We start from the raw sequence: 21,449 nt of genomic DNA on the forward strand, positions 1-21,449 counted from the left end.
GTATACGTGTCCGTGCAAACCTTTAAGCGTTATAAATGGACTTGGCTTCTGCTAATACTTGCTTTGATTATGGCTGGTTATCTGGCAATTAACTCTTTGAATTTAGGAAAAGAAAAATTGCCAGTAATCGGAGAAGTGCAGGACTTTTCTCTTGAAAATGTGAATGGAGACCAGGTTACTCTGGCTGATACACAAGGTAAAGCACGGCTGGTATACTTCTTTTTTACACAGTGTCCGGATGTATGTCCTATAACTACGTTTTTGTTATCTCAGACACAGAAGATTCTGGTCGAGGATGGCAGTTTTGGTAAAGATACGGGTTTTGTCTCTATCTCTTTTGATCCGAAGAATGATACTCGGGAAGCTATTAAGGCTTTTGCAGACCGGTTTCAGGCGAATTATGATGGATGGTATTTCTTGCGGGGGGATCAGGAAGAAGTTCGTAAGTTAGCGACGGATTCTTTTAAAGTACTAATCGCAGGGAATTCCAAAGAAAATTTCGTACATGCCAACCGTATAGCGTTAGTTGACCGAGACAATCAACTTCGTGCATTGTATGACGCAGGAGATACGGAGAACGTAACTCCTGAATTTCTTGCCGATCAGCTGACGAAATTGGCTCGGGAATAGAATATCAAACATTAAAAACGCCTTTTTCGAATCCCTCTTTATTGAGCGGATAACGAAAAAGGCGTTTTTTTAAATATACGATAGTATAAGTTTCATGCTATACATTATCCTTATACTTGTTTCAGCTAAAATGGAAGTGGTTCAGGGTAGATGATGAAATCTTCTAATCCGGCTTTTTCGAGCTGAGTGATGTTGTATTCATCAGGCGTACCTTCCACACCAGCATATCCGCGACGAGTATAAATATGATCGGCATCAGGGAAGGCATCCCGGAGCACACTGCGTATTTTTTTGCCAGAGCTATCGTTATCCAAATAAAGGTATACTTCTCCATCTCCTACTTGTTGCCGGAGGGATTCTAATTTTAGTGTATTTAATGTACCAAAGGTACATAGGATTTCTACTTCCGGTACCAGCACGCGCCGTAATCTGCTGCGATCGTTCTTACCTTCGACAATAATCGTTATGGACATTAGCTGACAATCACCTCCGGGAATGGGTCTAAGCTTCAGGCTCATTATAGTTTACCGAAGGATCGTCATTTTTAACAACTGTTTCTGCAAGAAAGTCTTCATTCCCCGGGAAATGTCGTAAAAGCAAAGAATCATGCGGCTCGCCCGTTCCATTTGGAAGTGAGGTTCGATAGTTTACCAGTGTTTTTAGGTGGAAGAAGAAGCAATGCTACCATTAGTAGTAGAAAGGCTATGAAGTAAGGAGAAACGAAGGACCTTAGCTGTCCAGCAGCCACGGGCCCAGCGAATGCACCAAGTGACATGGCTATCGACTGCATGGAGAAAGTCCGACCCATTCGCCCAGGGCCACCGAGACTAATAAAGAGTGATGCCATTGCAGGAAACAACACTCCTTTGGCTGCGCCGAGCATAAAAAGAATCGCAGCAGTCGGAATCCTGTGAAATGAAGCGAGTGCAAAGAAGCTGATGGCCATTCCCAGTAATGCCGCTGCTATTCTTCCCCCCGGAGAAAGACGGTTCAGGAAGAGCATGCTGAGCGTTACCAAAGCACCTAAACTGAGGAGTGACAGTAGTATACCAGTGGAAAGAATACTGTTGCTCCCTGTTTGAGATAGTGGGAGCTCGAAAAAGAGAACGCCTTGTGAACAGGAAACGAAAAAAGGTAAAAGGTAATACCGTTTGGATACCAGTTCATCATCTTTCGTTGGTATAGAAGGTTTATCTGGAACTTTTAATGCTGATGGCGCTGAGCTTAGCGGCTTTAATATATGTCTCGAAGGCGCAGGTACACTAAAAAAAGCCATGATTCCTGTTGCGATAAGGAGCCATCCAAGTGTGGTGAAGGTGCCAGAGTAGCCGGCTTTTGCTACGATAAAAGCTCCTGCAGCAGGCGATACAACTGAAGCTAACGTATGAACGATACCATGTCCGGACATATATTTACCCTGCTCTGTGGCATCCGATGACAAAGAAGCGAGTAACGTCATACAGGCTGGAGAGAGGAAAGCGAGCACGAATCCACTTGCTGCTCTTAGCATTAGCAGATGCCATGGAAGCTGTACATGAGCTTGCAGCAGTAGGATAGCTCCCGCTGCGACAAGGCTGAAGACGATGTAGCGGCGGGAGCCATTACGATCGACGAGTACGCCTGCAAGCAGATTGCCGGGAAGGTGGGTCAACGAGTACATGCCCATCATCCAGCCAATAAAGGTGGGTCCCGCACCAAGAGAGATGGCAAAGGGCGTAAGGACGGGATACTGAGCATGTAAATCGAAGAACGCCAAAAAGAGAAATAAGTATAGCCACAGCGCAGTTTTCACAGGGAAACACCTCCGAGAGCCACCTACAGCACAAGTGAATGCAGGACGGCGTAATAATGAAGAACCAATTCTTAAGCACTACTTGTACTTTACGTGGGACAGAGAGGGCTTATACCGCTTTTTTAATTCCGCTAGTAGGTATACCTTTTACGGAGGGTGGAACCATGAATTATGATGGGTATTCATGTATAATAATTAATATTGGCGTTATGTCTATGGGAAGAGAGAATCCTTGGGACGAAACTAGGCGATAGGGGTGTTGTGAGATTGATGGATCCAGAGGTATGGTCACAGTTTATAAGGGAAAATTGGCTAGTTATTGTAATTGCGCTTGTCCTGCTGTTTGCGGTTGTTAATTTGGTTAAAACCGTTCTGAAATGGGCGATTGTCATTGTGATCGTTGTAGGTTTGTTCATCTATAGTGGTGTTACAATGGACCAAATTGGTAACGCTGTGAATAAGGTGGCAGATGGAACGGTAAGCACGCTGAAGAAGGAAGCGCAAGAGGTTATGCTTAAAGAAGCGCAGGATGCGAAGTACACTTCAAATGGAGACGGGACCTTTACGATTACAACGCCGAATATTGAAGTGAAGGGCGCAGCGGGTGAAGATAAAGTAGAGGTTACTTTCCGTGGTGTGAGTCTTGGAAAGTGGAGTGTTACAGATACGACAAAAACATTTATAGAGGAAGCCCGAAAACATCAATAACAGGCTTGGACTCAAAAATATAACAAGCGAGCAAGCACGCGACTGAAAGGAGAGAGCGGATATGATAAACGGATGGATGACTAGTGTGAGTGATGCTAATATCATCTCCATCGCCCTCCTGCTGGTTGTAGTCTTCTCTCTATTGCAAGGCTGGAGCAGAGGTTTCTCAAGCGCTACCGGAAGATTATTTGGGCTGCTGGGAACAGGATTATTTACTATAGCATCTTTGGTATTAGCTATCCCAGCTGCGGCCTACCTCAATCCCTATGTAGAGACTTGGGCATTGGGTATTAGTCTTCCTGATACGAAGCTTACACAGTGGCAGCAAATTTATTATACGGCGGTGTCTGTGTTATCAGAATCACCGCTAGTTCGATTTCTATTGTTACTCCTGATTTCTTATCTGTTAATTCGTATGCTCTTAGGACTGTTATCCATGTTGCTTCCTTTTCCACAATTGCGGCGTACTAAGAAGTTTAAAGACAGAAAGATTACGCAGGTAAGCCGTATGGGAGGAGCAATGGTTGGATTAATTATCGGCTTAATGCGTAGTCTGGTAATTGTTCTCGCTCTTTTCATCTGTGTTGGATTAAATCCGGAGAGTGGATTTAGTCGTTATGTGGAGTCCTCTCCAATCTATAGTCAGAGCGCTGCTGCTGTATTTGAACCTATTGTTGGTGAGACTGTGCAGAAGAAACTTCCTATTCTGACAAAGACCGTTGCAGCAGAGATGAATGATATCCTTCGCAGAAAATATGAGGTTATCGATCATGAAATTCCTCAGGATATTATAGGAGCAGCAGAAGACATTGTTGGACAAGCACAAGAAGAAGAGAAAAAAGCGAGACTTCTCTATGATTGGGTAGGTACACGCGTGACTTACGATTATGCTAAGGCTGACAATTATTTGCAAAACAGGGTCTGGCATGAACAGACACCACAGGATACATTCGACACTCGGCAAGGGGTGTGTATAGACTATGCCCGACTGTACGCTGTGATGGCTCGTTCACAGGGCTTGCAGGTACGGGTTGTAACAGGTCAGGGTTATGATGGGCGTGGCGGATATGGTGCACATGCTTGGAATGAAGTATATATAAGTGATCGGCAAGCTTGGATTCCGCTGGATCCGACTTGGGCTAGCAGTGGAGATTGGTTCAATCCGAAGGATTTTGATGAAACGCATATTAGGGAGAACGCCCTCTGAGTGAGGGCGCTGAACTCCTGGGGTGTGGTACAATAAACTCAAGTAACGTCAGTTCTAACTTAAATGCGAGGGCATGCTCACAATAAGCAGCTAAGAACTCACCTTCATCATAAGAGTAATGTCTCAGGCAAAGGGTTGTCAGACATTTTTTTAAAATATAAGAAAGTATAAGCACTATACTTTATGTCTTATATTTCTCGCTTAAACACTTACCTTCCTTATAAGGACGGTCAAGGCGTTTATGCTTGTAGAAGGGGAGAAAGCTGGTGAGTTTGTTTGGTAAGCAGCTCCCGCCTAAGGACGGGATATCTTCAAGAAATTCTGTAGGCTTGAGACTGAATATTTTTTTCTTTGGCACTTTTTTTATTTTTTGTATTATTATCGTACGTCTTGCAGGTTTACAGTTTACTGAGGGAGCTCTGTTGAGTGAAGAAGAAACGAGCCGGGAAACGAAAATTGTTCCGCTCGCAGCGATGCGTGGGATTATTTTTGCTGCCGAAGGAGAGCAGATTGCCTATTCAACACCTACGGAGTCGCTTTACCTTACATTAACTAAAGATTATACAGCTAGAACGACAGATAAAGTAACGGGTGAGACCTCACTTACGGAAAAGGCGAAGAATAACTCCGATATGCTTGCGGCAAGGCTTGCGGCTGATTTTGCTAAATATGGAGATTCGAATGCACCGAAGCTGACGCAGCAAGATATCTTGGATTTATTAGATTTAGATTTCAAAAAGTATTTAGGTTATGTGCCGCGACGGATCAAGACTGGATTAATTCCAGAGGAAATAGCCTATTTCATGGAGCATAAAGACAATTATCCGGGGCTAACGATCGTGGAGGAGAGTGTTCGTCACTACGATAAAGATACGGTAGCGGTACAGACAGTCGGCTTTGGAAAGCCGTTTAAATCGACTGAAGATATAGCGATGTATAAGAATGTCCGTAGTGAAATGAAAAAAGATTCTCTCCCTGGACTTATGTATAAAGCAGAAGAATATGTGGGGTTTGATGGTCTGGAAATGCAGTATCAACGAGAGCTACGAGGAGAAAATGGTTATCAGGTCATTTCGGTGACTCCTCAGAATATGGCTGAGAAGGTTGAACAGAACGTTGCTCCTGTAAAAGGTAATAATATTTGGATGACCATTAATAAGAAGATTCAGATGAAGACAGAACAGGCCATATTGGATCAGATTAAATGGCTGCATACCAATGCTGTTCAAGGTGAGACGCATCCAGATGCTTTAACCGGATACGCGGTAGCAATGGAAGTGGAGACTGGAAATATTGTCGCCATGGCAAGCATGCCGGATTACGATTCAAATGTATGGACCAAAGACTCCTTACCAACACCTGTCTGGAATAAAATTATGAATAATCATCTAAACGGTACGATTACTTCAAATTCATCGGGTAGATCAGGGCATGATTTTAGTTCACTTGTGTTTATGGGATCTACGATCAAACCATTAAGTGTGTTAATTGGTTTAAAGGAAGGTTTTTTTAATACCTCAACAACCTATTCAGATGTGGGCATTACTTATTTCGGTAAGGATAATAAATCATCCGTAAGAAATTCATCGGGTCACGTATATGGTCCACTAGATCCAGCTAAAGCCATTAGAGAATCTTCTAACGTATTTATGATTGATATGGTGGGTAAGCAGCTTTACAAGAAATATCCGGGGGATAAAGGCATAGAGGTCTGGGACAATTATATGAAAAAATTCGGGCTGGGTGTATCAACGAAAAGTGGTCTCCCAGGTGAATCACCGGGCCAGATTAACTATACTGATCTTAAGGCCGCAGGCAGCTCGCAGGCCGCACTTATCTATGCTTCTTTTGGCCAACAGGGCAGTTATACTACATTGCAGCTTGCCCAGTATGCTTCTACTCTTGCTAATGAAGGGGTGCGTATTAAGCCTCAACTTGTTAGTAAGATCACGGATGCACAAGGTAAGCTGGTTAAGGAATTTAAAAGAGAAGTGCTTAATACAGTAACGTTTGACAAATCCTACTGGAAAGAGATCAAACAGGGGATGAGCAGTAAAGTTAGTGCTTTTGATGATTTTCCTTATGATTTTGCACGTAAGACAGGTACATCTGAAAAAACAGACAGAAAAAATATAAACCGCGATAATGGGGTATTTATTGCCTTTGCTCCGCGAGAAAATCCGAAGCTGGCCGTAGCGGTTGTTATACCAGAAGGGGGCTTTGGCTCCAACAGCGCTGCTCCGGTGGCTCGTAAAATTTTTGACGCCTATGATTGGGAGTATGGGCTCGATGGTGTGCCAAAAAAGAATGTTGCTCCTGCGTCAGACCCCGTTCAAAAATAATTAGAGAAAAAGGAGAGAAATAAACTGTGAGTTTTTTTCGTAAGCAGGCCTCACCTCCAGATGAGACCAACAGTAAAAGTTCCATAGGCCTGCGACTCAACGTGTTTTTCTTTAGCACGTTTGTTATATTTTGCGTAATTATTATACGCCTGGCTGTGTTGCAATTCGTGGAAGGACCAACTTTAACTGAAGTGGAGACAAGCAGAGATACCAAAAATGTACCTCTTGCATCCATGAGAGGTGTAATTTATGCTGCTGAAGGTGAGAAGTTGGCGTACTCTACGCCGGTTCAATCGCTGTATATTACGCTCAATAAGGAGTATACCGCTAAGCAAACAGATAAAAATACCGGTAAAACTACCCTAACTCCAGAAGCTAAAGCCAAGTCAGATGCATTGGCAGCCAAGCTGGTAACTGATTTCAATAAATATGGTGATCCAAAAGCTGAAAAGATGACAGAAGAAGATGTTATTGACGCACTGGATTTATATTTCCGAAAATCACTTGGCTTTATGGCACGGCGAATTAAGGCTGATCTGACTACTCAGGAAGTAGCCTATTTCATGGAACATAAGGGAGAATACCCAGGCCTTGAAATTGTCGAGGAAAGCATTCGTCATTACGATAAAGATACGGTTGCCGTACAGACGATAGGTTATATCAAGCCTTTTAAATCAGCAAACAGCCTTAATATTTATAAGAATATCTTAAATGCTATGAAGAACAATCCGGAGCCAGGGCTAACTTACAAGGACGACGAGTTTGTCGGATTTGACGGCCTGGAGCTGCAGTATCAGAGAGAGCTTCGGGGACAAAACGGCTATCAGGAAATCTCTGTCAATCCACAGAACATGGCAGAGAAAGTCGAACGTGTAGTCCCTCCTGTCAAAGGCAATGACGTCTGGACAACTATTAATAAGAACATTCAGATGAAGACAGAGCAGGCGATTATGGATCAGATTAAGTGGCTGCATTCCAATACTGTACAGGGTAAAACGCATCCTAATGCTTTAACTGGTTACGCTGTAGCGATGGAAGTCGATACGGGGAATATCGTCAGTATGGCAAGTATGCCGGACTACGATACGAATATTTGGACATCGGGATCCTTATCCACTGATGTCTGGAACAGTATCATGGATAACTACCAGAACGGTACCATTAATCCGATTTCTTCAGGGACGTCAGGTAATGGACTTAGGTCTGTACTGCTACTAGGTTCAACAATTAAACCTTTGAGCGTACTCGTGGGTCTGAATGAAGGTCTCTTTACAACCTCAACCTACTATCCGGATAGAGGTTTCGCGACTTTTGGTAAAACAGGTCATGAAACTAAGGTAAGAAACTCCGGAGGACATGTGTACGGTTCTATGGACCCTGCAAGAGCGATTGAGAAATCGTCGAATGCGTTCATGGTGGACATGATCGGTAAACGATTGTATGACAAATACAAAAGCAAAGGCGTAGATGTCTGGGATAAGTATATGAAAGAGTTTGGACTTGGTGTATCCACGGGAAGTGGTCTGCCAAATGAATTCTTAGGACAGATTAACTATACCAATATAGAGGCTGCGGGTAGCGCCCAAGCGGCACTTGTATATGCTTCTTTCGGCCAACAAGGTAGTTATACGGTGTTGCAGCTTGCCCAATACGTAGCTACACTTGCTAATGAAGGACAGCGGATCAAACCTCAGCTAGTTAGCAAGATTACAGATGCTGACGGAAAAGTAGTCAAGGAGTTCGGTCGTGAGGTAATAGATGAAGTAACAGCCTTCGATAAATCCTACTGGAAAGAAATTCAACAGGGTATGCGAAGTGAAGTTAGTGCTTTTTCTGATTTCCCTTATGATTTTGCTCGTAAGACGGGAACATCTCAACAAGTGGCAAAGGGTCAAATTCGCGATAACGGTGTATTTATTGCTTATGCCCCACGAAATAACCCTAAGCTGGCAGTAGCCGTAGTCATTCCAGAAGGGGGCTTTGGTTCCCAGAGTGCTGCGCCGGTCGCACGTAAAATTTTTGATGCTTATGATTGGGAATATGGACTTGATGGCGTTCCGAAGAAGAGTCTACAGTCAGGTAATAATACAAATGATCCTGCGAATGAAGGAACGACTACAGGTACTCAGTAACTTTGACTCTAAGGTGAATAATGATTAAAAAATAAACAGCTGCTCTATTGAGAGCATAAAAGAATGGAGGGGTGGCAATGACTGCCAAATACCGCCTGCTTGCTTTGGATATGGATGGAACCCTACTGAATGATGAACAGATTATTACACCTACAACGGTGAAATGGCTTCAAAAGGCGGTCGACGCAGGCGTTCATGTCTGTCTGTCGACAGGCCGAGCTTTTACAAGTGCATTTCCATATGCTGAGCAGCTTGGACTAGAAACACCTATGATTACTGTGAACGGTAGTGAGATATGGCGAGCACCACATGAAATTTATCGGCGATCATTGATGGATCCTATGCTGGTACAACAAATGTATGAACTTGCTAAAGAAGATGACATCTGGTTCTGGGCCTATTCTACGGAAAAAGTCCACAAACAGGATAACTGGGATGGGGATGTAACGGGCAGAGAATGGCTTAAATTCGGTTATCACACCGAAGATGATGAGCTTCGTCATAAACTGCTGCTTCGTCTTCAAGATATGGGTGGATTGGAGATTACGAACTCCTCTCCACATAACCTGGAGATTAACCCTCTAGGAGTGAATAAAGCAGCCGGAATCATGGAAGTCTGTAAGCTGCTAGGACTAGACATGTCCCAAGTTATAGCGGTTGGTGACAGCCTCAATGACCTTGCAGCGATTCAGCAGTCAGGGCTTGGGGTTGCCATGGGCAACGCTCAGGAGACGGTTAAAGAAGAGGCTGACGTTGTGGTGGCTTCTAATAATAATGATGGAATTGCAGAAGTCATTCAAAAATATATTTTTAATGAAGCTATTGCGAAGTGAATCCATAGAGCATATTTGCTATTAGGAGGTTAAGTGTTGACGATCCTGGGTTGGATTCTTATTATTGCTTTATTTGCCGTAGGGCTAGCGGGGGCTGTGTACCCTATACTGCCGGGTGCGCTTGCGATTTATCTTGCCTTTTTCGTATATGGCTGGTTCTTTTCTTTCGAGCCTTTTGGTGTCTGGTTCTGGATCATTCAAACGCTGATCGTTGTAGTTTTATTTATTGCTGATTACGTTGTAGGGGCGTGGGGCGTTAAGAAATTTGGCGGCTCACGTTCATCGATTATCGGGAGTACGATTGGGCTAATCATTGGTCCTTTTGTAATCCCAGCCTTTGGACTTATTATTGGTCCGTTTCTGGGTGCCTTTATAGGAGAATTGATCGTAGGTTCTTCACCAGCTAAAGCTGCCAAAGTAAGTGTAGGATCAATACTTGGGTTGTTTAGTAGTACTGTTGTCAAAATTGTGCTACAAATTATTATGGTCGTCCTCTTTTTTATATGGGTCGTCCGGTTTTAATTTTAACAGTGAAGAAGGGGAAATGGTTTGTCCAAGAAAGAGTCTTTCGTAAAAGGCACGCTTATCCTTGCTGCTGCAGCTTTGGTGGCAAGGGTACTCGGGCTTGTTCAGCGGGTGCCGCTGGATCATATTTTTGATGATGTGGGGAGAGCATCATTTGGGGTATCGAACAATATCTATTTAATGCTGCTCACCGTGGCTACAGCAGGTATTCCAAGTACGCTCAGTAAAATGGTCTCCGAGCGGTACGCTCTGAATCGTCCTGAAGAGGCGAGACAAGTGTATCATGCAGCATTGCTGTTTTCAGTAGCAGCAGGGGTAATCATGACGGCCTTGCTGTACATAGGCGCTCCGTTCTATGCGACACATATTGCTGATGTACCTGAATCAGCGATGGCAGTTAGGGCTATTGCACCTGCGCTTTTACTTTTTCCGGCAATTGCCATGATGCGTGGATATTTTCAAGGGCGCAACAATATGATGGCTGGTGGTATTTCACAGATTGTAGAGCAGTTCGCTCGCGTACTAGTCGCTATTTTACTAGCTTATATTCTATTACAGCAGGGGTATAACAATACAACTATAGCTGCGGGAGCATCCTTCGGTAGCGTAATTGGTAGTATTGCAGCATTTGGTGTCATGATTTATTTTGCAATCAAGCTGCGCCGAGAGGATAAACAGCAAGGATTAAATTACAATACCACTCAAAAATTGCCGATTTGGGGAATTTACAAAGATATTTTCACACTATCAATTCCGATCGTGCTCTCTTCACTTACGATTCCCGTAGTGAATGTAATTGATACTTCTTTGGCTGTTCCGCTGCTTATCGATCAGATGGGTAGAGAGAGTGCAACAGCAGCTTTGGGTATACTAACCACGCGTGCTCAAAGTGTGGCCGGAATTCCACCGGTACTAGCCATTGCACTAGGAACCTCGCTGATTCCGATCATTTCAGCTGCTTATGCCCGTCGGGATGAGGGACACTTGAAGAAGCAAATTACACTTGCTTTGCGGATTTCTATCCTGACAGGGATGCCAATTGTGTTGGCACTTGTGGCAGCAGCTTATTCTGTAAACGGGTTATTGTTCAGCAGCTTGGACGGAAGCGGAATTGTGGCGATGCTTACGATTGGAACGATCTTTCAGATCACCATGATGACAACGAACTCCATCTTGCTCGGTATGGGCAAATCACGCATTTCAATGTATTATGTGCTAGTGGGTATTATTGTTAAATTAGTCGCAAGCTTCTTACTAAGTAAGATATTTGGGATCTACGGGATTATCGGCGCAACAGCACTTTGTTTCGTAGTTATTACTATTCTTAACTTACGGATGCTGAAATCCATTGTACCTTTCGAAATTATGGGTAAACGGTGGGGCGGCTTCGCAATTGCGGTTCTGGTGTCCGGTGGTATTGGTTTTGGACTTAACCAAGCTGGAATTCTGTTAACAGATCTAATGCCTGCACGTCTGGCATTTCTGATCACTTGTCTTGTTGTAGGGGCCGCAGTTGTTGTTATTTATCTGGTCATGCTAATTGTACTGGGTGTGCTTACTAAACAGGAGATCTCCAGTTATCCGCGTGCATTGCAAAAATTGTTGAATCCGCTGATGAAATTGCAGCCTGCGCGTGTTCGTATGAGAGAATAAGTTTGACTTCTGCATGACATTTTGCTTCACTTAAAGAATAGAAATTTGACAGATATGGAAGAAAGGACTGAACAAGCTATGGATAAAATTAGTTCTCCTGCTGAATTTCAGGTAGCCATTCAATCTCCTCGATTAACTGTAGCCATCTTCAAGGCGGACTGGTGCTCGGATTGTAAATTTATCGATCCTTTTATTCCTGAGGTAGAGCAAGCCTATGCAGATCGTCTAACGCTGGTTGAGGTTGACGTTGATGCTGTGGGTGACGTTAGTCAGGAACAAAATATTATGGGTATTCCAAGCTTTGTCGCGTATTCCGATGGGCGTGAATTGGTTAGATTCGTTAATAAATTACGTAAATCCCGCGAGGAAATTGAGAATTTCCTTGATAAAGCGGTTCAAGTGCATCAAAGCCTTCAACAGTAATTCCGGAAAACCACCGCTTTCGCCTGTTCGAGCAAAAGCGGTGGTTTTTTAAGATGCTTCTTCATTACTAAAAACTGCGGGTGATATTTTTGTCGACAAATCAGTTGAAATGGCTTAGTTATCTTACTTGCCTTATCATGTTCCTCGCTGTACTAGGGGGAGCGGTTGTAACGAAGACTGGATCGGGATTGGAATGTGGAAATGAATGGCCGCTCTGTCATGGGAAATTGATTCCGGCCTATACTGTAGGTTCGATGATTGAATACACCCATCGCTTGTTTAGCGGATTGGCAGGGTTATTGTCACTTGCCTCGATGATTGCCTTTTGGCGTTATGCTCGAAATCGGCGGGACTTGTTAGTATATGCATTCATGACGTTGCTGTTTGTAATTGTTCAAGGTGGTATGGGAGCGCTTGCAGTGATTAAATCCCAATCTGCTGCTGTAATGGCACTGCATATGGGCTTTTCCTTGATTGCTTTTTCAAGTTCTCTAATGCTGGCTCTAGGAACTAAAAGGCGACATGAAGCAGGTGAGTACGATCCTAAGATGGAGCTTCAGAAGAAACCCGTCAGTAAGGCTTTCCGCAATTTAACCTGCTTCACGGCCTTATATTCCTATGTTGTTGTTTATATTGGAGCCTTTGTTAGTCATACGGATTCGCGCGGTGGATGTTCTGGCTGGCCGCTCTGTAACGGTGAATGGGTTCCTGAGCTTTCCGGGGGAGTAGGTATTGTTTTTACGCACCGGATTGCGGCTTTGATCTTATTCATTCTTACTGCGGTGCTTGGACATTTAGCTTTTTGGAAACATAAGGATTACCCAGAGCTAAGAGCTCTTGGCGTAGCGGCTGTTCTGCTGTGCTTGATGCAGGTATTTAGTGGTGCTGCTGTTGTTTACACACTAGATAATGAAAGATTGTACATATTTGCCGCTTTGGCTCATATTTTGTTGATCGCTAGTTTGTTTGGTGTCTTATGTTATATGAGTGTAAGAGTCTGGCAGCTGAATCGTGCGAGAAATGTCGTTGTTGAAAAAAATCCAACGAATCCAATGACACCGTTGTAACACCCTTGGTAGAAAGTTTCCACCGTGGATAGAGTCGCTTTACCTGCGGAATAATAAAGTGGAAATCGGTATATCGTGGTGCTGGACAAAACTTTAGGAGGACTGGGATATGCTGCGGGTTATACTTGGAGAGCCGCCTCGAAAGAACAGCGGTGTATTGGCTGACGCGATGGAGAACATGGCCACATTTGCAGCCTTACTGCGCAAGGAAATGAACGCTCATGAGGATAATGACCATGAATACCGCAAGCTGGAGATTTGGACACGTGGACTGATCTCCTCATTGGATGAATTGGAGCAAAGCTGGTTCGCAGCTGCTTTTTACCGGAAATCGGTAATCGCTGGTTATATGGACGATATGTCACCAGTGGAACAAGGCGATTATGCGCGGTATGTTTATTTTTATAAAGATGGATTTATTCGTGTGTTCTCTCTTCTGGACAAGCTTGGAACGGTACTGAATCATTTTTATGACCTCAAAACCTCCAAATTAAAAACGCACTTTTCTTATTTTACAGTACTGCGTCAACTTCAGTTATTGAATGTGCATCCTGCATTAGCGGATCAACTGGAACAGATCAAGAACTCTTATCGTGATCCACTGGAGAATCTACGCAAGCGCAGAAATGCTGAAATTCATTATATGAATTCCGAAATGCAGGATGATTTATGGCAGCGGCATCAAGGCTTGCATGACAAAATTCAGCTTGAGGATTTAGATAGCCATCTTGAGGATTTAAAGCAGTCCCTTGAAATGAACTGTAAAACATTAATCGCGGCATTCAGCTACAGCAATGAACAGCTGCGTAAGGAAATAAGCAAGGCAAAGCGTGTACAATCCTAAGCGTTCAAGATATTTCCTTTTGACAAAAAACAAGAAACTTACTATACTTATGCTTGCATTAAAGTCTGTACGAATTCAAACATAAAATTTCATACTCTATATCTTATCGAGAGTGGCGGAGGGATAGGCCCGATGAAGCCCGGCAACCGATTTGTATACAGCGCGATTAGCGTTATGTACAAATGTCATGGTGCTAATTCCTACAATGACGCAAGGTTTGTGGTCGTTGGCAGATGAGAAGGCATTGTCTAAATAAACACACAGAGCCTCTTGCGATCTGCATCGATCGTCGGAGGTTTTTTTGTATGGAATAAGTGAATTATAAAGGGGGCGACGAGCGTTGATTAATCTAAAAGGAATAACAAAGGTATATGGAAAAGGCAGCCATGCGGCTACAGCACTTTCCGGATTGAATTTGTCTATCGAAAAAGGTGAAATATTCGGAGTTATTGGCCATTCTGGAGCGGGGAAAAGTACATTGATCCGTTGCATTAATCTGTTGGAGCGTCCGACAGAAGGGGAAGTATGGGTAGATGGCATTGAACTAACCAAGCTTACCCAAGGCCAGCTGCAGGAGCAGCGGCGCAAGATAGGAATGATTTTTCAACATTTCAATCTGCTATCTTCTGCGACTGTATATGATAATATTGCTTTTCCTCTACGACTCACAGGTACCTCGAGAGCAGATATTGATGCAAAAGTGAAAGAACTGCTTGCTCTAGTTGGGCTTGAAGAACACCAGGATAAGTATCCGTCTCAATTATCAGGAGGACAAAAGCAACGAGTCGGCATCGCTCGGGCACTTGCCAGCGACCCTGATGTGCTGCTGTGTGACGAGGCAACCTCTGCGCTTGATCCACAAACGACAGACTCTATTCTTAAGCTATTGCTCGATATTAATAAACGGTTCCATCTGACTATTGTGCTGATCACTCACGAAATGCACGTGATTCAGAGCATTTGCGACCGTGTTGCGGTCATTCATGGTGGTGGTATCGTTGAGCAAGGTAAAGTCACGGAGGTATTCCTGAAGCCGCAGCATGAGGTCACTCGCGATTTCATTCGCAGTGAATCACAGAATGAGGGACCCCTTCGTACGGCGCTTGACGCTGCTGCTGGGGACAACTCTCAGGCCGTCAAAATTACTTTTTTCGGAGAGAAGACCTACGGCTCTGCACTTTCCAATGTAGTACGTGAGACAGGTGTTAGCTTCGCCATTCTGCATGGTACCATCTCAACGATAAAAGACGTACCTTATGGACAAATGATTGTTCGGTTCGAAGGTCCAGCTGAAGCGATCGCTGTGACGATAGCCGAACTAACCGCTCAAGGCCTTGAAGTGGAGGTGATTTCGTAATGAATTTCGCAGACTTAAACTGGCAAGAAATGATGGATGCTACAGTTGCTACCTTGCAAATGTTAATATTCTCTGGATTGTTCACAATTATTCTTGGTTTACCACTCGGAATTCTATTGTATTTATGGGGAAGATCGAATAGTATAGTAATCAGAGTAATTTACTCGGTCTTATCATTCTTTGTAAACATCTTGCGTTCCGTACCGTTTATCATTTTGATGGTGGCTTTAATTCCTTTTAGCAAAACCATCGTTGGAACCTCCATTGGAGTACTTGGTACGATTCCACCGCTCGTGATTGGTGCAGCTCCATTCTTTGCTCGCTTGGTGGAAACGGCATTAAGAGAAGTGGATCGTGGAGTAATCGAAGCGGCGCAAGGGATGGGAGCATCCACGAATCAGATCGTTATGCGTGTTCTTTTGCCAGAGGCTCGTCCAGGTCTGCTCGCTGGGGTTACGATCACACTGGTTACACTGGTCTCCTATACGGCAATGTCCGGGATGGTAGGCGGCGGCGGGCTAGGGGATCTAGCGATTCGTTACGGATATTACCGATATGAGAAGGAAGTTATGATTATCTCTGTAGTCTTAATGGTCATACTGGTGCAACTGCTACAAATGGCCGGTGATCGACTAGTACGACATTTCACACGGAAATAAGGTACGTCCATATATAGCCTTATTCATACAAATACCAAGGATAAGAGGGGGATTTAAAATGAAAAAATTACTACTTACTTTTTTTAGTCTGACACTGGTTGTGGTGCTGGCTGCTTGCGGCAATAACAATAATGCTTCTAACTCGGCTGCTACTAATGCACCAAAAGATGGTGCTGCAACTGAGTCATCTGCAGAACCTGTAAAATTGGTGGTTGGTGCTTCACCTGTTCCACACGCTGAGATCCTAAAAGCTATTGCTCCATTGCTTGAAGTGCAAGGAATTAAATTAGAAATCAAAGAATTCACTGACTATGTTCAACCAAACGTTCAGCTTTCAGAGAAGAATCTGGATGCTAACTTCTTCCAACATCAACCTTACCTGGATGACCAGAATCAAAAGAACGGTTCGGATCTAGTTTCTGTTACAGCCGTTCACGTTGAACCTTTTGGTGCTTATTCCAAAAAAATCAAATCCATCGACGAGCTGGCTGATGGTGCGAAAGTAGCCATCCCGAATGATGCTACAAACGGTGGTCGTGCACTGATCTTGCTTGCCAAAAATGGACTGATTTCTTTGAAAGATGATACCAACATCACATCTACCCAAGCAGATATCACTGAAAATAAGAAAAACCTTAAAATCATCGAGCTAGATGCAGCAATGTTAGGTCGTCAATTGGATGAAGTAGATCTTGCCTTGATTAACACTAACTATGCTTTGGAAGCTAACCTAGTTCCTACTAAAGATGCTTTGTTCATTGAGGGTACGGATTCCCCTTACGCTAACATCCTGGTAGCTCGTCCTGACAATAAAGATTCTGATGCAATCAAAAAGCTTGTCGCTGCACTGAATTCTCCAGAAGCTAAAGCTTTTATTGAAGAGCAGTACAAAGGCTCGATCATTCCAGCATTTTAAGACAGAAAGCTAACTTAATCTCTAATACAGCATAAAACCCGCTGCCTAACGGCAAGCGGGTTTTATGCTGTATGTTGTAGGGGAAGTGTAAATCCTCTATAATAAGAAAATCCCGATCTCCTGAAGAGGAGGATCGGGAATGATATTGAATGGGATTAGAATACTTGCATAACTTCTTGTACGCCTTCTACTTCTTCAAGAAGGGCGCGTTCAATCCCGGCTTTCAAGGTGATCGTGGAGCTTGGGCAGCTGCCGCAGGCACCCATAAGTTTCAACTTAACGATGCCGTCTTCTACATCGACCAGTTCAACGTCGCCGCCATCGCGTTGCAGGAACGGACGAAGCTTATCCAGCACTTCCAATACTTCATCATACATTTCGGTGCTTTGTGCATTCTCACTCATTTCTCAATCACTCCTTTCATAAGTTCATTATAGTACAAAAAGTTAAAAAATAAAATGGTTAGGCGGAATAGGGAGATCATCATGAGACCAATTATTGAATTTTGTGCCAGTAACATGGGTCACGGAACAGACAAGCTAATGCATAAGCTGGAGGAAAATCCAGATTACGATGTGATCGAATACGGATGCCTGAACAATTGTGGGGAATGTTATTTAACTCCCTTTGCCATGGTTGAAGGTGACATCGTTGCTGCAGATACGGTTGTCGAGCTAGAAGAGAAAATTGATGCTAAAATCAAAGAGCTAGAGGCTTGGTTCAACATGGACCTTGACTAAATGCTTTTTGTGGAAAATAAAGGGCTGCTCTTTTCCGTTATAAATACGGAAAAGAGCAGCCCTTAGGTTTATCCTAAAGTGCGTTTTGACATCCAGAGCACCCCGCTCTTGAGGATACGGGGAACCCTTCCTTTGACGGAGCGTTGGCCCATCAGACCAAATCCAGCTTTCTTACCTAGTGAGCCTAAGGTACCCTTTAGACGAATAGGATGAAGCTTAGGGGTCTCGCCTCGCCATAAGGCTTGAATAACCTGTGCGACCTGCTCACCCTGCGCTCCTGCGGCTTGTGCGCTTGGAGCGAATGGCAGGCTGGCACAGTCGCCAATCACATACACTTCTGGATAATCAGGTACACGATAATACTCATCCAGAATGATCCGTCCTCCGCGATCCTTCGGAACTGTTAATTCCTGAACGACCTTCACCGGTTGAATCCCTGCGGTCCATACCGTAACATCTGAAAGAATTTCCTCTGTACCGTTAAAAAGTGCATCTTTCTCTACATGGGATACAGAGACACGTCCAAGTGTCTGTACTTGATGGTGGTGAAACCATTCCTCCACGTACTGTGACAGCTTCGCAGGAAAGGCGGACAAGACACGTTCACCGCGGTCCAGAATAGCAATATTAAGGTCTGGACGGCTCTCCCGAAGCTCTGCCGCCAATTCCACTCCACTTAGTCCACCGCCTACAATGTTTATTGTTCCATAAGGCTTCACATCGTTTAAACGCTGATAAGTTTCGCGTGTTCCTGCAAAGGTCTGGATACTGCAAGTATATTGATCAGCTCCAGGGATGTTATGGTAATTGTCGGTACAACCTAGTGCAATGGCAAGAATGTCATAAGACACAGTCTCGTCAGGCTCCATTGTAACGATTCTGCTGTCCAAATCAATGGAAGTCACCTCACCGTAACGGATAGTGAGACGGGGATGAACCGGAAACTGGATCCGCAAGTGATAGTCAGTTACTGTACCTGCGGCAAGAGCATAATATTCCGTTTTGATTCCTTGATAAGGCATTCGGTCAATTAAGATAATTTCAATATCCTGAGGAAGGTGATTATTGAGCAATTCTTGAATTAGGGCCAAGCCGCCATAGCCGCCGCCCAGAACGAGTAGTGTTCTCATGCTGACCGAACTTCCTTTCCAATATAGGATAACGGATCTAAGGTAGTCTTTTATTCGTACACCTTTATCGCATTGTAGAACGTGTCGCGTTCTACTGGAATTCGTCCAGCACCTTTTACTAACCAGATCAATTCATCACGAGTGAGGCCTTCAGGTGTTAAGGCACCAGCCGCATGGCTAATGCGTTCTTTAAGAATAGTACCATGTACGTCAGAAGCACCGAAGTTCAGTGCAACTTGAGTAAGCTGAGGACCGATATTAATAAAGTACGCTTTGATGTGATCGAAATTATCCAGCATCAATCTGCTGATCGCAATCGTCTTCAGATCCTCATAAGCGGAGTTGCGGCGCATAATCCCTGCATTCTTGTTCTTAGGCTGCATAGATAATGGAATGAATACCATAAAGCCATTGGTTTCATCCTGTAGATCGCGGATCTGCATCATGTGCCGGATACGATCCTCATGAGATTCAATCGAGCCGTAAAGCATAGTTGTATGTGTCTTCATGCCAAGCTGATGTGCTGTTCGGTGAACTTCTAGATATTCTTCCACATTAGCCTTATCTACACGCATTTTTTTACGGTATTGATCGGATAATATTTCTGCGCCACCACCAGTAAGCGTCTTAAGTCCTGCAGCACGCAACTGCTCGAGTACCTCACGAATACTCAATCCGCTAATTCGGGTGAAAAAATCGATTTCGGCTGCAGTGTACGCTTTTAAGGTTACCTCAGGGAAACGTTCATTCAAGGCTTTTAAAGAATCCACGTAATACTGGAAAGGAACCTTGTCATTATGACCGCCTACGATATGGAATTCGCGCACACCTGGATGAATATGCTGTTCGACATATTGCACCATTTCCTGACCGGAAAGGGTATAAGCTCCCTCTTCTCCATCATCTTTGCGGAAATTGCAGAATGCACAGTGAGATTCGCAAACATTGGTGAAATATAGACTCATGTTTTCGATAAAATATACCCTGTTGTTGTTCTTTGCGAGATTGACTTCATTTGCTAACTGGCCAATCGTAAGTAGGTCGTTACTCTGATATAAATAAACGCCATCTTCTAAATTCAATCTTTCGCCGCCGCGAACTTTTTCAATAATGTTCATCATTCGGGCGTCTGTTTGGGGGGTGAAAAGAGTAGACATATTATGAATTCCTCCTGAAAGTTTTACGGGGTCCATTGCCCGCAGATAATTCCCAGACTTACCCAGATGGTAGCTGTTCATTCATGAAAATAAAGCGGAGGGTTATCCTCCGTGACAAATTTCCGAATTTTTACTTATGTTTGCCTTCCTTATTATAAACCTCTCTTATAAGGGGATCAACAGCTGGATATGGATGGTTTATTTTGGTGCGGCAGGTCAGGCATAAGGCAGTTGTGACTTGAGGGTAATGGAATAGTCGGTTATACTGAGTTTATTAAGTATATATTTTTAAGAAAGTAATTTTTGACCGGAAGGTCCCTTAAACATAAGTTTTTCTGTTGAAGTAAGTTAATTTATAGGAGGATATGATCATGATTAATATTAGCGAAAAGGCAGCAGAACAATTAAAGGCGATGCTTGCTGAACAAGAAGTGCCGAACATGTTCCTCCGTATTGGAGTAACGCCCGGCGGTTGCAGTGGATTCTCTTACGCTATGGGCTTTGATGATAATGAAACCGATCAGGACGTATATATGGACATCCAAGAAATGAAGGTTGTCGTGGAGAAAGAAAATCTTCGTTACCTTGATGGTCTCGAAATTGATTTTGAAGAATCCGGCATGACAGGTGGCTTCACCATTAATAACCCGAACGCTACTGCAACCTGTGGCTGTGGCTCAAGCTTCCGTACAGCTACGGATGCAGGAAAACCGAACGAAGAGCCTTGCTAATCGCGACGTTACGCCTTCAAGCCCCATGTTGAGTTCTACAACACGGGCTTGGAGGCTTTTTTTATTCTCAATGACAAAAGTCATCACAAGGAGCTCTAAGCATGCTAATTAGGAAATTAAACGCAGAAGAACAACCACCCTTACATTTGTTGTTATTAGCCGATCCTTCCCTAAGTCTTGTTGAAGCGTATTTAAAAAGAGGGCAATGTTTTGTAGCTGAAGTGGAGAATTGCATTATAGGTGTCTATGTTTTGCTACAAACGAGACCTGAGACAGTGGAGCTAGTAAATATAGCCGTTGATGAGAATCAGCAAAGTAAAGGGATAGGAAAGCAGTTGGTCTATCATGCGATTCAGAATGCGAGATTACTTGGTGCGAAGACGATTGAAGTGGGTACGGGGAATTCTAGTGTAGGACAACTGGCTCTTTATCAGAAATGTGGATTTAGAATTACCGGAATCGATAGAGATTTTTTTATCAGACATTATAGTGAAGAGATTGTTGAAAATGGGATCAAGGTAGTGGATATGATCCGTCTTACGCTAGATATATGAGTGACATACAAACAAAAGCCCTCCGATGGAATTCCTCGAGAGGGCTTTT

At 43.7% G+C, this 21,449-nt stretch carries 22 protein-coding genes and 1 riboswitch; of the genes, 17 read left to right on the forward strand and 5 right to left on the reverse strand.

Annotated features, from left to right (window positions below):
* Positions 1–6 precede the first annotated feature (6 nt).
* Entirely contained in the window at positions 7–630 is a 624-nt protein-coding gene (locus MKX60_RS08730) for an SCO family protein (protein WP_305953490.1), read from the forward strand.
* Positions 631–755: 125 nt separating this feature from the next.
* Here MKX60_RS08730 and MKX60_RS08735 read toward each other — a convergent pair whose 3' ends face one another.
* Positions 756–1,103, reverse strand: coding sequence for a DNA primase (locus MKX60_RS08735; protein WP_076285257.1), 348 nt, complete (start codon positions 1,101–1,103; stop codon positions 756–758).
* Between the two features lie 131 nt (positions 1,104–1,234).
* The gene (locus MKX60_RS08740; protein ID WP_076300351.1) at positions 1,235–2,422 is read right to left on the reverse strand and encodes an MFS transporter; all 1,188 of its coding nucleotides are present in this window, start codon (positions 2,420–2,422) and stop codon (positions 1,235–1,237) included.
* 270 nt (positions 2,423–2,692) lie between these two features.
* Here MKX60_RS08740 and MKX60_RS08745 point away from each other — a divergent pair, with 270 nt between their 5' ends.
* The 13 genes from MKX60_RS08745 to MKX60_RS08805 all read left to right on the forward strand — a co-directional run bounded on the left by MKX60_RS08745 (position 2,693) and on the right by MKX60_RS08805 (position 17,088).
* Positions 2,693–3,130 carry a hypothetical protein gene (locus tag MKX60_RS08745; RefSeq protein ID WP_042191604.1) on the forward strand — a complete coding sequence of 146 codons (438 nt, stop codon included), beginning with the start codon at positions 2,693–2,695 and terminating at the stop codon, positions 3,128–3,130.
* 61 nt (positions 3,131–3,191) lie between these two features.
* Positions 3,192–4,337: a transglutaminase domain-containing protein gene (locus MKX60_RS08750; protein ID WP_341059531.1), complete on the forward strand. Its 1,146-nt coding sequence runs from the start codon at positions 3,192–3,194 to the stop codon at positions 4,335–4,337.
* A gap of 266 nt (positions 4,338–4,603) precedes the next feature.
* Positions 4,604–6,679 (forward strand): peptidoglycan D,D-transpeptidase FtsI family protein, encoded by a 2,076-nt coding sequence (locus MKX60_RS08755; RefSeq protein ID WP_341059532.1) that lies wholly within the window; start codon positions 4,604–4,606, stop codon positions 6,677–6,679.
* 26 nt (positions 6,680–6,705) lie between these two features.
* A complete protein-coding gene (locus tag MKX60_RS08760) occupies positions 6,706–8,811 on the forward strand; it encodes a peptidoglycan D,D-transpeptidase FtsI family protein (protein WP_076300349.1) in 2,106 nt (701 codons plus the stop codon).
* A gap of 77 nt (positions 8,812–8,888) precedes the next feature.
* The gene (locus MKX60_RS08765; RefSeq protein ID WP_076285252.1) at positions 8,889–9,644 is read left to right on the forward strand and encodes a Cof-type HAD-IIB family hydrolase; all 756 of its coding nucleotides are present in this window, start codon (positions 8,889–8,891) and stop codon (positions 9,642–9,644) included.
* 36 nt (positions 9,645–9,680) lie between these two features.
* Entirely contained in the window at positions 9,681–10,166 is a 486-nt protein-coding gene (locus MKX60_RS08770) for a DUF456 domain-containing protein (protein ID WP_076285251.1), read from the forward strand.
* Between the two features lie 27 nt (positions 10,167–10,193).
* Complete coding sequence (locus tag MKX60_RS08775) at positions 10,194–11,822, forward strand: putative polysaccharide biosynthesis protein (protein WP_076300348.1); 1,629 nt, start codon at positions 10,194–10,196, stop codon at positions 11,820–11,822.
* Positions 11,823–11,900: 78 nt separating this feature from the next.
* Positions 11,901–12,245: a thioredoxin family protein gene (locus MKX60_RS08780; RefSeq protein ID WP_042194485.1), complete on the forward strand. Its 345-nt coding sequence runs from the start codon at positions 11,901–11,903 to the stop codon at positions 12,243–12,245.
* A gap of 89 nt (positions 12,246–12,334) precedes the next feature.
* Positions 12,335–13,312 (forward strand): COX15/CtaA family protein, encoded by a 978-nt coding sequence (locus MKX60_RS08785; protein WP_076285250.1) that lies wholly within the window; start codon positions 12,335–12,337, stop codon positions 13,310–13,312.
* Between the two features lie 109 nt (positions 13,313–13,421).
* Positions 13,422–14,156, forward strand: coding sequence for a Cthe_2314 family HEPN domain-containing protein (locus MKX60_RS08790; RefSeq protein WP_042191592.1), 735 nt, complete (start codon positions 13,422–13,424; stop codon positions 14,154–14,156).
* A gap of 100 nt (positions 14,157–14,256) precedes the next feature.
* Positions 14,257–14,396: riboswitch (SAM riboswitch) on the forward strand.
* Positions 14,397–14,496: 100 nt separating this feature from the next.
* Entirely contained in the window at positions 14,497–15,513 is a 1,017-nt protein-coding gene (locus MKX60_RS08795; protein WP_339267032.1) for a methionine ABC transporter ATP-binding protein, read from the forward strand.
* Positions 15,513–16,172 (forward strand): methionine ABC transporter permease, encoded by a 660-nt coding sequence (locus MKX60_RS08800; RefSeq protein ID WP_042191587.1) that lies wholly within the window; start codon positions 15,513–15,515, stop codon positions 16,170–16,172. The genes MKX60_RS08795 and MKX60_RS08800 overlap by 1 nt, the downstream gene beginning before the upstream one ends.
* Positions 16,173–16,230: 58 nt before the next feature.
* Positions 16,231–17,088, forward strand: a complete 858-nt coding sequence (locus MKX60_RS08805; protein ID WP_341059533.1) for a MetQ/NlpA family ABC transporter substrate-binding protein — start codon at positions 16,231–16,233, stop codon at positions 17,086–17,088.
* 155 nt (positions 17,089–17,243) lie between these two features.
* Here the strand turns inward: MKX60_RS08805 and MKX60_RS08810 are convergent, their stop codons facing one another.
* A complete protein-coding gene (locus MKX60_RS08810; protein WP_042130899.1) occupies positions 17,244–17,492 on the reverse strand; it encodes a NifU family protein in 249 nt (82 codons plus the stop codon).
* 81 nt (positions 17,493–17,573) lie between these two features.
* On the opposite strand from MKX60_RS08810, the gene MKX60_RS08815 reads away from it, so the two are divergent.
* Positions 17,574–17,828, forward strand: a complete 255-nt coding sequence (locus tag MKX60_RS08815; protein WP_339267028.1) for a YuzB family protein — start codon at positions 17,574–17,576, stop codon at positions 17,826–17,828.
* Positions 17,829–17,896: 68 nt separating this feature from the next.
* On the opposite strand, the gene MKX60_RS08820 is transcribed toward MKX60_RS08815, so the two are convergent.
* Together MKX60_RS08820 and mqnE are read right to left on the reverse strand one after the other, a co-directional pair.
* Positions 17,897–18,958: an NAD(P)/FAD-dependent oxidoreductase gene (locus MKX60_RS08820; RefSeq protein ID WP_341059534.1), complete on the reverse strand. Its 1,062-nt coding sequence runs from the start codon at positions 18,956–18,958 to the stop codon at positions 17,897–17,899.
* Between the two features lie 50 nt (positions 18,959–19,008).
* Positions 19,009–20,115: an aminofutalosine synthase MqnE gene (mqnE, locus tag MKX60_RS08825; RefSeq protein WP_076285245.1), complete on the reverse strand. Its 1,107-nt coding sequence runs from the start codon at positions 20,113–20,115 to the stop codon at positions 19,009–19,011.
* A gap of 371 nt (positions 20,116–20,486) precedes the next feature.
* Between mqnE and MKX60_RS08830 the strand changes: the two genes are divergently transcribed.
* Positions 20,487–20,846: a HesB/IscA family protein gene (locus MKX60_RS08830; protein ID WP_042191575.1), complete on the forward strand. Its 360-nt coding sequence runs from the start codon at positions 20,487–20,489 to the stop codon at positions 20,844–20,846.
* 101 nt (positions 20,847–20,947) lie between these two features.
* On the forward strand, positions 20,948–21,400 hold the full coding sequence (locus MKX60_RS08835; RefSeq protein WP_076285244.1) for a GNAT family N-acetyltransferase: 453 nt from the start codon (positions 20,948–20,950) through the stop codon (positions 21,398–21,400).
* Positions 21,401–21,449 lie beyond the last annotated feature (49 nt).

The organism is Paenibacillus sp. FSL R5-0914 (assembly GCF_038004525.1).
In the GTDB taxonomy this organism is placed as follows: Bacteria; Bacillota; Bacilli; order Paenibacillales; family Paenibacillaceae; genus Paenibacillus_AQ.